General features: G+C 54.0%; 10 protein-coding genes. 6 read left to right on the forward strand and 4 right to left on the reverse strand.

The genetic code is table 11. The features are described from left to right. The first annotated feature begins 7 nt into the window (after nucleotides 1-7). From H0248_RS03750 to H0248_RS03770, 5 genes are all read left to right on the forward strand, one after another. Nucleotides 8-1798, forward strand: coding sequence for a TolC family protein (locus H0248_RS03750; RefSeq protein WP_180784844.1), 1791 nt, complete (start codon nucleotides 8-10; stop codon nucleotides 1796-1798). After that, the gene (locus H0248_RS03755) at nucleotides 1798-2553 is read left to right on the forward strand and encodes an efflux RND transporter periplasmic adaptor subunit (RefSeq protein WP_180784845.1); all 756 of its coding nucleotides are present in this window, start codon (nucleotides 1798-1800) and stop codon (nucleotides 2551-2553) included. The genes H0248_RS03750 and H0248_RS03755 overlap by 1 nt, the downstream gene beginning before the upstream one ends. Further along, on the forward strand, nucleotides 2550-3905 hold the full coding sequence (locus H0248_RS03760) for an efflux RND transporter periplasmic adaptor subunit (protein ID WP_180784846.1): 1356 nt from the start codon (nucleotides 2550-2552) through the stop codon (nucleotides 3903-3905). Before H0248_RS03755 ends, H0248_RS03760 begins: the two co-directional genes overlap by 4 nt. A 2-nt stretch (nucleotides 3906-3907) precedes the next feature. Beyond that, complete coding sequence (locus H0248_RS03765; RefSeq protein ID WP_180784847.1) at nucleotides 3908-6037, forward strand: HlyD family efflux transporter periplasmic adaptor subunit; 2130 nt, start codon at nucleotides 3908-3910, stop codon at nucleotides 6035-6037. Nucleotides 6038-6364: 327 nt separating this feature from the next. Further along, complete coding sequence (locus tag H0248_RS03770) at nucleotides 6365-8095, forward strand: polysaccharide lyase family protein (protein ID WP_180784848.1); 1731 nt, start codon at nucleotides 6365-6367, stop codon at nucleotides 8093-8095. A gap of 217 nt (nucleotides 8096-8312) precedes the next feature. On the opposite strand, the gene H0248_RS22030 is transcribed toward H0248_RS03770, so the two are convergent. The 4 genes from H0248_RS22030 to acs form a co-directional block, all read right to left on the reverse strand. Beyond that, a complete protein-coding gene (locus H0248_RS22030; RefSeq protein ID WP_226887620.1) occupies nucleotides 8313-8522 on the reverse strand; it encodes a hypothetical protein in 210 nt (69 codons plus the stop codon). A gap of 749 nt (nucleotides 8523-9271) precedes the next feature. Then, entirely contained in the window at nucleotides 9272-10930 is a 1659-nt protein-coding gene (gene actP / locus H0248_RS03780) for a cation/acetate symporter ActP (protein ID WP_180784849.1), read from the reverse strand. Then, the gene (locus H0248_RS03785; protein WP_180784850.1) at nucleotides 10927-11238 is read right to left on the reverse strand and encodes a DUF485 domain-containing protein; all 312 of its coding nucleotides are present in this window, start codon (nucleotides 11236-11238) and stop codon (nucleotides 10927-10929) included. The genes actP and H0248_RS03785 overlap by 4 nt, the downstream gene beginning before the upstream one ends. Before the next feature lie 126 nt (nucleotides 11239-11364). Beyond that, nucleotides 11365-13326 (reverse strand): acetate--CoA ligase, encoded by a 1962-nt coding sequence (gene acs, locus H0248_RS03790; protein WP_180784851.1) that lies wholly within the window; start codon nucleotides 13324-13326, stop codon nucleotides 11365-11367. 892 nt (nucleotides 13327-14218) lie between these two features. Here acs and H0248_RS03795 point away from each other — a divergent pair. Beyond that, nucleotides 14219-14611 (forward strand): transcriptional regulator, encoded by a 393-nt coding sequence (locus tag H0248_RS03795; protein WP_180784852.1) that lies wholly within the window; start codon nucleotides 14219-14221, stop codon nucleotides 14609-14611. The last annotated feature ends 385 nt before the right edge of the window (nucleotides 14612-14996 follow it).

Genomic DNA, 14996 nt, shown 5'->3' on the forward strand with positions numbered 1-14996 from the left:
AACCCGGGTGAATCAGCACATAGCGCATTTCTGGGATAGCCAGCAACACGACAGTCAGCAGCAGAACGTTCAACACGAGGCTAGACCACGCACCGCGGGTTCCCGGGCGTTACGGATCGCGGTAGCCTTGGCCTGTCTGGGTCTTGCTGGCTGTGCCGTCAAACCTGAGCCGGTTACGATCGAACAACAGGTTGCACAGGCGCTGAGCGACAGAACGCAGATGTTCGCCAATCAGGAACCGGTGCGCGGCACGATCGCGCTGGATGAGGCGATTGCCCGTGCGCTGAAATATAACCTGCAACAGCGGGTCGCTCTGATGGAACAGGCGATGGAAGATGACCTGTTGGGCGTACAGAATCTGGACATGCTGTTACCGAAACTGACCGCGCGCGCGGGGCTACAAACCCGCGACAATGTATCGGCTTCCGGTAGTGAAAATATTGCGACAGGGCAACCATCATTAGCCCCATCAACCAGTCAGGATCAGACCCAGCGTACCGCCGATCTGACGATGAGCTGGAACGTGCTGGATTTCGGCATCAGCTATTTCAACGCCAAAGTGCAGGCGAACAAATCGCTGGCGGCGGAAGAGCGTCGTCGTCGCGTGGTCGCGGATATAACCCGTCAGGTGCGGACGGCCTACTGGGAAGCGGCAACGGCACAGCGCTTGCAGCCGGAAGTGACGACCGCGCTGACGCAGGCGCGTCAGGCGCTGGAATATGCGCGTCAGACCGAACAACAGCGTCTGCTGGCACCGGTTGAGGCACTGCGTTTCCAGAAAAACATGCTGGAGATGGTGCGTCAGTTAGAGATTGTCGACAGCGATCTGGTGGTGGCGAAATCCCGTCTGGCCGCGCTGATGAACCTGCCGCCGTCGAGCAAATACGATGTCGTCGTACCGAGCGAAAGCAGTCTGGTCGCGCCGAAGATGGCCTACTCGCTCGACGATCTGGAAAACTTCTCGATGGTTAAACGCCCGGAAGTGCGCGAAGAGAGCTATCTGGCACGCAATAGCGTACTGGAAACCCGTAAATCACTGCTGCGTCTGCTGCCGGGCGTGTCGTTGTTTGCCGGTATCAACGGCGACAGCAACAGCTATCTGGTCAATCACCAGTGGGCGAACGCGGGCGTTCAGGTCAGCGGCAATCTGCTGAACGTGCTGTCGTGGTCATCGGTGAAACGTGCCGGACAGGCGAATGAAGATCTGGCGGAAGTTCGTCGTCAGGCGCTGCGCATGGCGGTGCTGACGCAGGTGAACGTCGCGTGGCAGGAATATCAGCAGAGTACGCAGATGTTTGGCCGCTATCAGGAACTGGCGCGGATTCAGCGCGGCATCCTCAACCAGACCACTCTCAGCGTACAGCATCGTGCCGAAACGCAAATGGAGCAGGTGCGCGTCAGCACGGAAACCATTCTGACGACGCGCGCGCGCGACCGCAGCTTTGCCGATGTGCAGAACGCGCTCGGTGCGGTGTATCAGGCTGCCGGGCTGGATGTGCTGCCGGATAACGTGAGCGATGTCAGTCTGGCGGCGCTGAGCAGCTCGATTGCCCGCACCACGGGTAACCTTGAGAAAGGCGGCGTTGCGGTACCGCGTCTGTCTCTGGCAACACCGGCTACGCCTGCCACCACGACGGCGTCGACTAAAACAGCGTCTACCCCATCCTCTGCGCCTGCGGTGAAGCCAATTGCCTCGTCCGCGGCTACATCGTCGGCTAGCGCGGGTAAGCCTTATCGCGTGGTGAACACGGATATGTGGGATAACCTGCAATCTCTACAGGCGGGAGGTTCGCGTTAATGGCTTTCGGCATGATGCGTCCGCTGTTGCTGGTCAGTGCGTTAGGTCTGCCCCTGTTGGGGCAGGCTGCGACGACGGGAGACATTCGCGTACAGCTTAGTGCGCAGCGCTATACCGTGTTATCCAGCGAAATTGCCGGGAAAGTGACGGATATTGCGGTGAAAGAGGGCGAACACTTCAAGCAGGGTGATACGCTGGTGACGTTTGACTGCACCGTGCTGCGCGAAAAGCTGAACTACTCAAACGCCGCAGAGAATGCCGCGCGTAAGAAGCTGGCAATTGCCGATCGGCTGGATAAGCTCAATTCGATCAGCCTGTCGGATGTCGATCAGGCGCGATCGTCGGTGTCGATGGCGCAGGCCGAAAGCGGCGTCAATCGCGCCATGCTGCAACGCTGTGTGATTAAAGCGCCGTTCTCCGGTCGCGTCACGGAAACCAAGGTGAAGCGTTGGGAATCCGTGCCGGAAGGCAAGGAGCTGTTGGCGATTTATGATGACAGCGCGTTCGAGCTGGAAATGATCGTGCCGTCGCGCTGGCTGGTGTGGTTAAAGCAGGGCAGCGCCTTTCAGGTCGTGCTGGATGAAACTGGTCTGAGCTATCCGGCAGAAATCAGCCGACTCTCTTCGGCGATCGATCCGGTTAGTCAGTCGGTAAAAGTCTTTGGCCGCATTACCCAGTCTACCGTTGGATTGCTACCGGGCATGAGCGGCGTGGCGCAAATCGTGCCGCCTGATGCAGGCAGCGTATCGCCATGACCGAACGGAATACGACGGTAGCACAAACGGAACAGGATACCCGGCTGGCGCTGCTGGCCGAGCTGTTGCAACTGCAAAGCCGTGCCAGAGCGCGTGAGACGCTGGATGAGTTGGCGTTTTTTATCGTCAACGAGACGCATAATTTAGTGAAGTATCGGCAGGCGCTGCTGTGGGACTGTGATAAACGGTGCTTGCAGGCGGCTTCCGGGCTGGCCTCGCTCGATCACAACGCCCCGTTTTGTACCGAATTTAGCCGCCTGTGCCGCCAGTGGCAGGAAGAAGGGCGTCAAACGCAGACGCTGCAATGCCGCGAACTGCCTGCCGATGACCAGATTTTGTGGCAGGAACATCTGCCGGAATTTTTACTCTGGCTGCCGCTGCGTTTACCGCAGGGTGATACGCCGCTGGTGCTGGTGTTAGCGCGGGATAGCGCGTGGCTGCCTGCCGAGATTGTGCTGCTGGAGAAATTGGCAGATGCCTATGCGCACGCCTGGTCGAGCCTGTGTAAAGTACGCCGTCGTCCGTCGAAAATGCCGCCTGCCAGACGCCGTTTGATCGTTGCTGCGATCGTGGCGCTGGTGCTGATCTTGTTGATCCCGGTTCGCCAGTCGGTGCTGGCTCCGGCGGAGATCGTCGCGCATCGTCCGGTGATGGTGCGCGCCCCTGTGGCAGGCGTTGTGGATGACATACTGGTTCGCCCTAATCAGACTGTCAGTGCTAATCAGCCGCTGGTGCGACTGGACGTACGCGAACTGGAAAACCGGCTGGAATCGGCCCGACAGGCTTTTGCTACCGCCGATGCTCAGTATCGTCAGGCACAGCAGCAGGCGCTGTTCGATGCTAACAGCAAAGCCAGTTTGGCCGTGCTGCAAAGCCGCCGCGAACAGGCACAGAGCGAGATGGATTTTCTGCAACGTCAGCAGGAACGCATGCAGCTCGCTTCCCCGCGTGACGGCGTGGCGATTTTTGACGATAGCAGCGACTGGATTGGGCGCTCGGTGGCGGTGGGAGAACGCATCATGATGATTGCCGATCCACATGATGTTGAGCTGGAGATCCAGTTGCCTGCGGCGGATGCGATTGCGCTGGAAAATGGTGCGGACGTGCGTCTGTTCCTCAATGTTGCACCGAATTCGGCACAGGACGCGCGGCTTGAGCAGATTGGCTACCGCGCCGCGCCAACGCCGGATAATGTGATGGCCTATCGGCTGCGGGCGCGCTTTACGCAGGATGACCCGCAGCTACGCGTGGGCCTGAAGGGGACCGCCAAGCTGTACGGGAAACGCACGGTATTGTTCGTTTACCTGCTGCGTAAACCGCTGGCAGCTCTGCGCGTCTGGCTGGGCGTCTAACGATGGCCGGAGGTGCAACGCCAGCCGCTGGGCTTAGCCCGCTGCGCGATGAACTGATCCTGCACGCCGGGCCGGCTAACCGCGACGGGTCGCCCAGTTGGACGCTGGAAGATCCGCTGCGTGGTCTCTATTTTCGTATCGGCTGGGCAGAAATGGCGATGCTATCGCGCTGGTCGATGGGGAACGCGGCGCAGATCGTGTCCGACGTTAACCAGACTTCTGCGCTGACGCTCGATGACAGCGATGTGCAGTACTTCAATCGCTTCTTGCAGGCCAACGGCCTGACGCGCGTTTCCGGCGATGAGGCGCTGGCGCAGTTTTCTCGTCAGGTGGAACAGTCACGCGTTTCGATTTGGCGCAAACTGCTGAAGAACTACCTGTTTTTTCGCATCCCCTTATGGCACCCCGATCGCTTTCTGGGCGCAACGCTGCCGTGGGTCGAACCATTTTTCAGCCGGACTTTCCTCAAACTGACGCTGCTGGTGGCCGTGCTGGGGCTCTTCCTCGCCGGACGCCAGTGGGAAACGTTCAAGCATACGTTTCTGCACTTCTTCACGCTGGAAGGCGCAGCGTTGGCGGGGCTGACGCTGTGCTTTACCAAGATTCTGCATGAGTTCGGTCACGCCTACACCTGCAAGCGCTTTGGTGCGCGGGTTGCCACGATGGGCGTCGCATTTCTGGTGATGATGCCGGTGTTGTACACCGATACGTCCGGCTCGTGGAAGCTCACCCGCCGCCGGCAGCGGATGGCGATTGGCGCAGCGGGCATGATGACCGAGCTGGTGCTGGCGGCGTGGGCGACGCTGGCATGGAGCTTCTTGCCGGACGGCATGCTGCGCAGCGCCGCGTTTATGCTGGCGACGACAACCTGGATTATGACGCTGGCGATTAATCTCAGCCCACTGATGCGCTTCGACGGCTATTTCCTGCTGTCCGATGGATTGCAGATGCCGAATCTGCAAAACCGTGGCTTCGCTATCGGCCGCTGGCAGATGCGGGAATGGCTGTTCGGCTTAGGTGATGCGCCGCCGGAGCACTTTCCACGCTGGCTACAGCGCACGCTGGTGGGCTATGCCTTCGCGGTGTGGATATACCGTTTCTTCCTGTTTACCGGTATCGCGATTCTGGTTTACCACATGACGTTCAAACTGCTGGGGATGCTGCTTTTCGCGATTGAAATCGGCTACTTCGTGGTGATGCCGGTGGTGAATGAAGTGCGCGAATGGAGTAAACGCCGTAAGGATTATCGTATGAACCGTAATATGACGACAACGCTGACTGTGAGCGCCGTGGTTCTGCTCTTGCTGATGATTCCCTGGCAGCGCGGCGTGTACGCTCCAGCGCTGCTGCGGGCGGAACAGCAAAGCAGCCTGTATATGCCCGTGCCCGCGATGATTCAGCGCATTGACGTGAAGGTCGGCCAGCCTGTACAGGCGGGACAAACGCTGTTTACGCTGTCGTCTGACGCGCTGGCGCACGAACAGAAACAGCTAGAGCGACAAATCGCCACGCTGAACTGGCAAAGCACCTTTCAGGTATTCAACAAGGAAGCGGCTGGCGATCACCAGCGGGTAAAGCAGGAGCACGAAGCCGCGCTGCAAAAGTTACAGGTCTTGCAGCGTCAGTCTGAACAACTGACGGTGCGTGCGCCGATAGACGGCGTGGTGGCTGACATGACAACGCCGCTGGAAACCGGTGAGTGGCTGGGGCAGGGCGAGTGGCTGGCGGTTGTCACCAAGCCAACCGGCGGGCTGGTGGAAGCGTTCGTATCGGAAAAAGACTGGCAGCGGCTCCACACGGGCGCAAAGGGGACGTTTTATTTACAGGATGTGAGCCGTTCGTCGCTGCCGCTCACTATTGTGGAGATTGCCAGCACGGCAACGCGCGATCTGAACGCCGCACCGGAACTGGCATCAATTTATGGCGGCGATATTGCCACGCTGAGCGATGCACAACGCAAGCTGCATCCTGAACAGGCCGTTTATCGCGTGCTGCTCAGTCTGCCCGACGATTATCGTGCTCAGCCGCAGGTGCTGCGCGGCACGGTGGTGATGGACGGTGAGGCGCAAAGCCTGTTGATTCGCGGCTGGAAAGTGGTGTCCGCCGTGCTGATCCGAGAACTGTCATTCTGATCAGTTTTGATTTCTGCGATGTCGATCCTGACTATCTTTCCGTTATTGCCAGATTCTTGTTTGTGCTGGCAGTGGCGTGAAGGAGGGCGCTTATCCCTTCGATTATTTTGTTACTCATATCTCTATCCTATCTATTTAAAATGGCAGAAATTTTTAATTTCAGCGACAAGGTTTGGTGCCATACCGAGATACACGGGGCTACCACGGCGCGAGGTGTCCCTGCGGGAACCTCATCACCGTGTTTCCCCTAATATCTGACATTTGCCGTGGCTTGAACCATCGCGATGAACGTTTCTGTCTAAACAGTGGAACACAAGAGGGCTGACTGTGAAGCGATCTGTCTTGTTGTTGGTGGGTGCCATGCTGGCACCCTATAGCTATAGCGCGCAGGATAATGCGGTGTCGTTATCCGTTTCTGGTTTGAATACCGTGTTGGATAACGGCTTGCTGAAGGTCGCATTCGGGGAGGATGGCAGCGCGACGAGCATGGTGACGGGAGGCAAAAACATCGTCACCAATCTGTCCGGTGCGGCGCGCGATCCGAGTAAAACGCGTAGCGCTTACCTCGATTACTATGTTAACGATACGCATGCTAAAGGCGTCAAAGATTTTGTCCCCGAGCGGATAGAGGTGCTGCGCAACGATCGTGAGATGGCGCATGTGGCTTATATCGACGATCGGGACGGGCTGTTACGGCTTGAATATCACCTGATTATGCGTCGCGGTGTTAGCGGGCTTTATAGCTATGTCGTTGCTGAAAATAGCGGAACTCAGGACGTTAAAGTCAGTGAACTACGTAACGTTTATCGCTTCGATCCCGCTCGGTTAGATCATCTCTACAATGGTGAGCGTCAGGGTAAACCGCTGCTCTACAGCCAGCTTGAAGCGTCGCCGAAGGTACAGGATGAAACCTGGCGATTGCCAGATGGCAGCATTTATTCCAAATATGATTTTGCCGGTTACATGCGTGCCGCGCCTTTCTGGGGCGTTTTCGGTAACGGCGTGGGCGCGTGGCTGATTCACGGCAATCGGGAGTATTTCTCCGGCGATGCGCTTAAGCAGGATCTGTTGGTGCATCAGGATGCGATCATCCTGAACTACATGACGGGCTCGCACTTCGGCACGCCGGATATGGTCGCTCCACCGGGCTGGAAAAAATTCTACGGTCCGTGGCTGCTGTATATCAATCAGGGCGACACCGGACACATGCTGGCGGATGCTCAGCGTCAGGCGCTGACGGAAACCGTCAGTTGGCCGTACCAATGGGTGGATGATTCCCGCTATGCGCGCGAGCGCACGCAGGTGAGTGGACGTGTTGCCAGCCAGCAGGCCGTAACCGTCGTGCTTTCGTCATCGCTGGATGAACCGTTTGATGTGCAAACTCGCGGCTATTCGTATCAGGCAACCACCGATGCTCAGGGGAATTTTGCGATTCCCCATGTGCGTCCGGGCAATTACCATCTGGCGGTATATGCCAACAGCGGTACACAGCCGGGGATAGTGGCAGAACAAACGTTGTCCGTTTCCGGTGATAAGCAAGCGCTGCCTGTGATAACGCTGCCCAAAGCCGAGCCAGTTGTATGGGCTATTGGACAGGCCAATCGGCAGGCGAGCGAATTCCGCTTTGGCAATGAGTCACGCAATACCCGCTGGCAGCAGGAGGTTCCAGCAAATCTGATGTTCGATATTGGCCGCAGCGACTATCAGCGTGACTGGTATTACGCGCAGACCAAACCGGGAAAATGGGATATCCGTTTTGCCCTGCAACCGGAGAAGAAAACCTATTTCCTGAACATCGCGTTGGCGGCCGCGAGCAACAGCGGCATGAGTGAACCGACCATGCCACAGCTGGCGGTAGCGGTGAACGGCACCACGTTGGAAACGCTGACTTACGCAAACGACAAAACCATTTATCGCGGTGCGCTACAAAGTGGTCGTTATCACATCGCCCGTATCCCTGTGTCATCCCGCTTTCTGAAAAACGGCAACAACACAATCACGCTGCAATTAAAAGGCGGCAGCGTGATGTATGACGTGGTGACCTTAAGCGAGGAATAAACCCCGTTTTAACAAGGTGAAGCGCTGGGTTCCGCAGAACCGTGGGCAGGGATAGCCCACGATAAAAAAGCGCAGGAGCGATTTTCAACAACGCGTAGCGTTGGCCCGAAGGGGCGTGGGCAGGGATAGCCCACGATAAAAAAGCGCAGGAGCGATTTTCAACAACGCGCAGCGTTGGCCCGAAGGGGCGTGGGCAGGGATAGCCCACGATAAAAAATTACTTCTGCTCGCTGCGGAGCAACTGCGTCATCTCTTCATCGGACAGTTGGGTGACGCGCTGAACTAGCTCCTGTTCCATCTTGTTTTGCAGTAACTGGCGTGCGATGTTTAGCGCGCTAGATTTCATCCCTTCTTGCTTTCCTTCCTGTAGCCCTGCCTGCATCCCCTGCTCAAATCCCCTTTGGTGTAATTGTTGTGCAATGGTCATTGTGTCCTCCTTATGCGTTGACAGGGGCTCAGCCACTGAATCAATGAACCTGTCTATGTCAGACGTGTTGCCCACTGTCGCGACGTACAGTAATAATGCGTGCCGCAGTGGCAAAGACAGATTCCAGTGTTCAAATAATAGCCCGATGTCGTGCGCCAATTCCAGCATATCCCGTGTTCGAATATGAAAGAAGTTAACGCTTCTTTAGTGGGTTTCAGACCTCTTACAAGCCTCTATATTTGGGATATGACTAGATTTTTCCTTCACCGTGGCAGCCTATTATTGGTTGTATTTTATGTCGCCTAAGAGACGGTTTCGTGCGCCATACCGTGATCATTCATATGTTAAATTGTATATGCGCCCGACGCATGGCGCTCAATCGCCGCCGCCCTGCGAACCCAGGCTTCCGGCTAAATTATGCCGCCGCGCGGTTCCATCGGTGCTCATGACCGCTAATCGAGCCGTCAGTGACGCGTTTACTCGCCCATAAATGGGACTCGCCCTTCGGGCCAGCACAAGTGCTGTTCAAAACGTCGTTGACGTTTTGGCCGACGCGACACTGACTTTCGCGACGTCCTGTCGCTCACTCGGCGTTCATGAATACCGCTGCATAATTTTGTATGCCGGATAACGGCATAATCCCTTATCAGTCGTGGAGTCTATGTATAAAAATCTTGGTAGGGGAGAGTGAACCAGAAACATCAAAGAGTTAAATCCTCCCCTGTGAAGGGGAGGATGAGAGAGGAAGGTTAGTGGGAACTGCCTTTTGATGCGCCGACGCCAGTTTGTGAGCGGACAAACTGTGCATGGAAGCGTGCGCGTTCCTGCTGTCCGGCTTCGGAGCGATCGGTGATGGAGAAGAACCAGATACCGATAAACGCGACCAGCATGGAGAACAGCGCTGGATAGTCGTAAGGGTAAATAGGTGTAGCGTGACCGAGAATTTTCACCCAGATTGTCGGCCCCAATATCATCAAAATGACAGCAGTCAACAAACCCGCCCAACCGCCGATCATCGCACCGCGCGTGGTTAACTTCGACCAATACATCGAGATGATAATAATCGGGAAGTTACAGCTCGCCGCGATGGAGAACGCTAACCCGACCATGAAGGCGATGTTTTGTTTCTCAAACAGGATACCGAGCGAAATCGCCACCACACCCAGCACCATCACGGTGATTTTCGAGACTTTCAATTCATCACGCTCTGTCGCTTTCCCTTTCTTGATCACGTTAGAGTAGAGATCGTGGGACACGGCAGAGGCACCCGCCAGCGTCAGACCCGCGACGACCGCCAAAATGGTGGCAAAGGCCACGGCAGAGATAAAGCCGAGGAAGAAGTTGCCGCCGACGGCATCGGCCAGATGTACCGCTGCCATGTTATTGCCGCCGATGAGCGCGCCCGTTGCGTCCTTAAACGCAGGATTCGCGCTGACCAGCAGGATGGCACCAAAACCGATGATGAAGGTCAGGAAGTAGAAATAACCCATGAACCCCGTGGCGTAGAACACGCTTTTTCGTGCTTCTTTCGCATCGCTGACGGTGAAGAAACGCATCAGGATGTGCGGAAGACCAGCCGTACCAAACATCAGACCTAGCCCAAGGGACAACGCGGATATCGGGTCGGAAACCAGTCCGCCGGGGCTCATGATCGACGCGCCTTTGGGGTGCACCGCTATCGCCTGTTTGAACAAGGTGTCAAAGCTGAAGCCTACTGATTTCATGACCATGACTGCCATGAAGGTGGCACCGAACAGCAGCAGGACGGCTTTAATAATCTGCACCCATGTGGTGGCGAGCATGCCGCCAAACATCACGTACATCACCATCAGGATACCGACCAGCACCACGGCAATGTGGTAATTGAGGCCGAACAGCAGTTCGATGAGTTTCCCCGCGCCCACCATCTGTGCGATGAGATACAGCGCCACCACCACCAGCGAACCACAAGCGGAGAGGCTGCGGATCGGGCGCTGTTGCAAACGGTAGGATGCGACGTCAGCAAAGGTATAACGTCCGAGGTTGCGCAGTCGCTCTGCGATCAAAAACAGAATAATGGGCCAACCGACCAAAAAGCCGAGTGAGTAAATCAAGCCGTCGTAGCCGGAGGTATAGACCAACGCAGAAATACCGAGGAAAGACGCGGCAGACATGTAGTCGCCCGCAATCGCGAGCCCGTTCTGGAAGCCGGTAATGTTGCCGCCTGCCGTGTAATAATCGCTACGTGAACGAGTTCTCTTCGACGCCCAGTAGGTGATATACAGCGTACCGCTGACGAATAACAGAAACATCACGATGGCCTGAATATTCAACGGCTGGCGCTGGACATCCCCTGTGAGGGCATCTGCCGCCCATGCAAGTACAGGCAGCGCCAAAAGCCCGAACAGCATCATAAAGCGTATTTTCATTGCTTTACCTCATTCAGTAACTGTTTGGTCAAACGATCAAATTCACCGTTAGCGCGATACACATAAATACCAGTCAGAATGAAAGAGATTGCGATCAATCCCACGCCAATCGGAATACCGCGGGTAATGCTGGATTCTGGGCTAATTGGTGTTCCCAGCCAACCAGGCGCAAAGGCGATGAGTAGAATAAAGCCGACATAAAGCACCAGCATGATGAGTGAAAGAAAAGCGGCAAAACGCTGCCGCTTGTTGACCAGTTCTCTGAATAAAGGGTTACTTTCAATCCGTTGATAAATGGAATCATTCATCGTAAGTCTCCAGTAATTTGTAGGGTTGAGTGCGACTGCGACCGTCATCCTCTGATTTATCACCACCGACATTCCCGCAAGCCATATCATGGCTTACGGGGATGAAGAGAGTAGTGGGTCAGAGGGTTATTGAGAGGCGCTACTCATGGCCTGCTTTTCTTCGAGCAGTTTTTCGACGACGCCAGGATCGGCCAGCGTTGAGGTATCCCCCAGATTGCTGGTGTCACCGGCGGCGATCTTACGCAAAATACGACGCATAATTTTGCCGGATCGCGTTTTGGGTAAAGAATCGGTCCAGTGCAGGATGTCCGGTGTAGCAATCGGACCGATTTCCTTACGTACCCAATTGCGAACCTCCGTATACAGCTCGCTGGACGGCTCTTCGCCGTGATTCAGCGTGATGTAGGCATAGATGGCCTGGCCTTTCATATGGTGTGGAATACCGACCACGGCGGCTTCAGCAATCTTGGGATGGGCAACGAGCGCTGATTCGATTTCCGCCGTCCCCAGACGGTGCCCGGAAACGTTCAGCACGTCGTCAACGCGACCCGTGATCCAGTAGTAGCCATCTTCGTCACGGCGTGCGCCGTCACCGCTGAAGTACATGCCTTTAAAGGTAGAGAAATAGGTTTGCTCAAAGCGATCGTGATCGCCAAACAGGGTTCGCGCCTGACCCGGCCAGGAATCTACGATGACCAGATTGCCTTCAGCGGTGCCTTCTTGTGGGGTGCCGAGGTTATCGACGAGCGCAGGCTGTACACCGAAGAACGGGCGCGTCGCGGAGCCGGCTTTCGCTTCAATCGCGCCAGGCAGAGGAGTGATCATGAAGCCGCCCGTCTCTGTCTGCCACCAGGTATCGACGATAGGGCATTTGCCATTGCCGATTTTGTTGAAATACCATTCCCAAGCTTCTGGATTGATCGGTTCACCGACGGACCCCATGATCCGAAGGGATTCACGCGATGTGCCCTCGATCGCTTTATCACCTTCAGCCATCAGCGCACGGATCGCGGTGGGAGCGGTATAGAGGATGTTGACCTTATGCTTATCGACCACTTGCGCCATGCGGCTGGCGTCTGGCCACGTTGGTACCCCTTCGAACATCAGCGTAATCGCACCGCATGCCAGTGGGCCATAAAGTAGGTAACTGTGCCCTGTGACCCAGCCAACGTCCGCCGTACACCAGTAAATGTCGCCGGGATGATAGTCGAATACATACTTGAAGGTCAGCGCAGCATAAACCAGATAGCCGCCAGTGGTGTGCAACACGCCTTTGGGTTTACCGGTCGAACCTGACGTATAAAGAATAAAAAGTGGATCTTCTGCGTTCATTTCTTCTGGTGGACAATAATCGTCTGCTTTTTCAACCAGATCGTGCCACCACAGATCGCGCCCGTCCTGCCATTCACCGATCTTACCCGTACGGCGGAAAACGATAACGCTGGAAATGGTGGTGACGTTCGGATTCTTTAACGCCTCATCAATATTCTTCTTCAGCGGAATCATTCGTCCGGCGCGTACGCCTTCATCGGCGGTAATGACCAGTTTGGCGCTGGAATCGATGATACGCCCAGAAATCGCTTCGGGAGAGAACCCCCCGAAGATCACCGAATGAATCGCCCCGACTCTGGCGCATGCCAGCATTGCCACCGCCGCTTCCGGCACCATTGGCATATAAATAGCAACAACGTCGCCTTTTTTGATGCCCTGCGATTTCAGCACATTGGCGAAGCGACATACGGATTGATGCAGTTCACGGTAGGTGACTTTTTTACTTTCCGTCGCGTCATCACCTTCCCAGATGATGGCGGTTTGATCGCCACGTTCGGCGAGGTGGCGATCCAGGCAGTTTGCTGACACATTGAGTGTACCGTCTTCAAACCAGCGGATACTGATGTGGCCTGGGTCGAATGAGGTGTTCTTGATCGTTTTATAAGGTTTTATCCAATCGACGATCTTTCCTTGCTCGCCCCAAAAGGCGTCGGGGTCGTCAACGGATAACTGATACATATCTTTGTATTGCTGGGCATTTATCAGTGCATTTTTTGCAATTGCAGCGGGAATCGTGTGTTTATTATGTTGTGTCATAGCGCTTCTCCTTAAACATGTTAATGCTATGTCAAATAATCGTTAATTGTAGTTAACCTGTTATCTTTGTTTCTTTTTTGCGCGATTGATCACGCAATGGAGGAAAAGCAATGAGGCGTTACTTAAAAGATAGTCTTCTGGTGCAGAAAACAGGCAACTTTTTGTGGTAGTCAAAATGCAGTAAGTGATGTATGTCACAATATGACTGCCAGCAGAATTATCAGTGCTGTTATAATGTGATTAACGATCAATTCATTGTTTTCAATAGTTTATATCTATCGTTATCAAGTTTTTGATCGCCCTTTACGATCAAAAGGCATAAAGATCCCGCTTATTCAGCCGATAGTAAAAATCTTGTTCAGAGTATATTCCTACGTAGGCCAGCTATTTAGCGCGTTCAACGATGGTTGATGTGTTGGATTTTTGTTCCAGTTGTTAATTATATGTAGACTATTAATGAAATAGGCTTATCTGATTATCCACGGGCAGATAAGTGTGAATAATCTACACTTTAGTCGGTTGCATAGCATCGATGTGGATCCTCTTTAAAAGGCGTAAAGATACCGTGTGCTAGCCGCTGAAAAAATGAAGTATTATTTTTGTATCTGATTCAGAAATATCCGGTTTCCAAAAATAAATAACATAGATATACCCAACATCACTGACGCTGAGTAAGGCGGCAGATGTTTGAGCCTCGGTAACATGAGAACGTGTAAACGGTTCCGGTTAGTGAATTCACTATTTTTAGTAGGGGATTTTCTGGGGTAGGGAAGAACACTATTAATCCGGAAACCTTTTACATTCCGGTAGGTTGATTGCTTATCAATGGTGCGCCGTGGCGTCATGGCTCGCTGTGAGATATCTTTTTACATAGCATGATGCAGAGGAAACAATGAGTCTGATATTTGGCCGGAATGAGATTTTAGGCATGCTTTCTCAACCAGTTCAGAATGATAGACGTGCAGTGGCGGTGATTGACGAGAAATGTAAGGTCGTCTGTGCGAATTCCGCTTTCAACGCCCATTTTGGATTGCGTGCTGAAATGAATACGCCCGTCTCAATTGATGATGTACTCCCTATCAACGTGAAGTTTGCCTATCACGATTTTATGACGAACTCCAACATGTTGAGTACGCACGTGGTCTCGGATTTGTTGTCTGATGGCTTTACCAAAAAGCAGCTCAGTACGCTGTCCTTTTCGAAGCTGAACGTTGAAAATCGCGTGCTTTCCCTGCTGATCCTAAACCAGGATGCGATTGAACCTTCGACGAACTTAGCGTCATAAGCTTGAATAATCGGAGATTATCTGGCCGGAAGACTGAAGACTAGAGACGTGTATTTTNNTTTTCCAGTGGAAAATAACGACAAAAGAAAAATTATTATTAGTAACGTTGCAGCAACTGAGCCAGCATCGTTTCCTCAACAAGTAATCGATTTCTCTAATACTCGCTGACGGCCAGTAGAACGATAACGTCGCACTAGTTTTTTGTGAATGAAGAATGAAGGGCATTCTTTATTAACGACGACGATGTTAAAATTAAGAAAAATAGAGAGTTAACTATTTTATTGCATATAATATGCTTCTTTAAAATAAACAGCGAAACGTTTCGATATCATCCAGCTTTTCCTCTTGTCTATTCACCATTCAGGGTGGGATCCCACTTTACTTA

Origin of the sequence: Pectobacterium brasiliense (assembly GCF_013449685.1) — a bacterium.
GTDB classification, from domain to species: Bacteria; Pseudomonadota; Gammaproteobacteria; order Enterobacterales; family Enterobacteriaceae; genus Pectobacterium; species Pectobacterium brasiliense_A.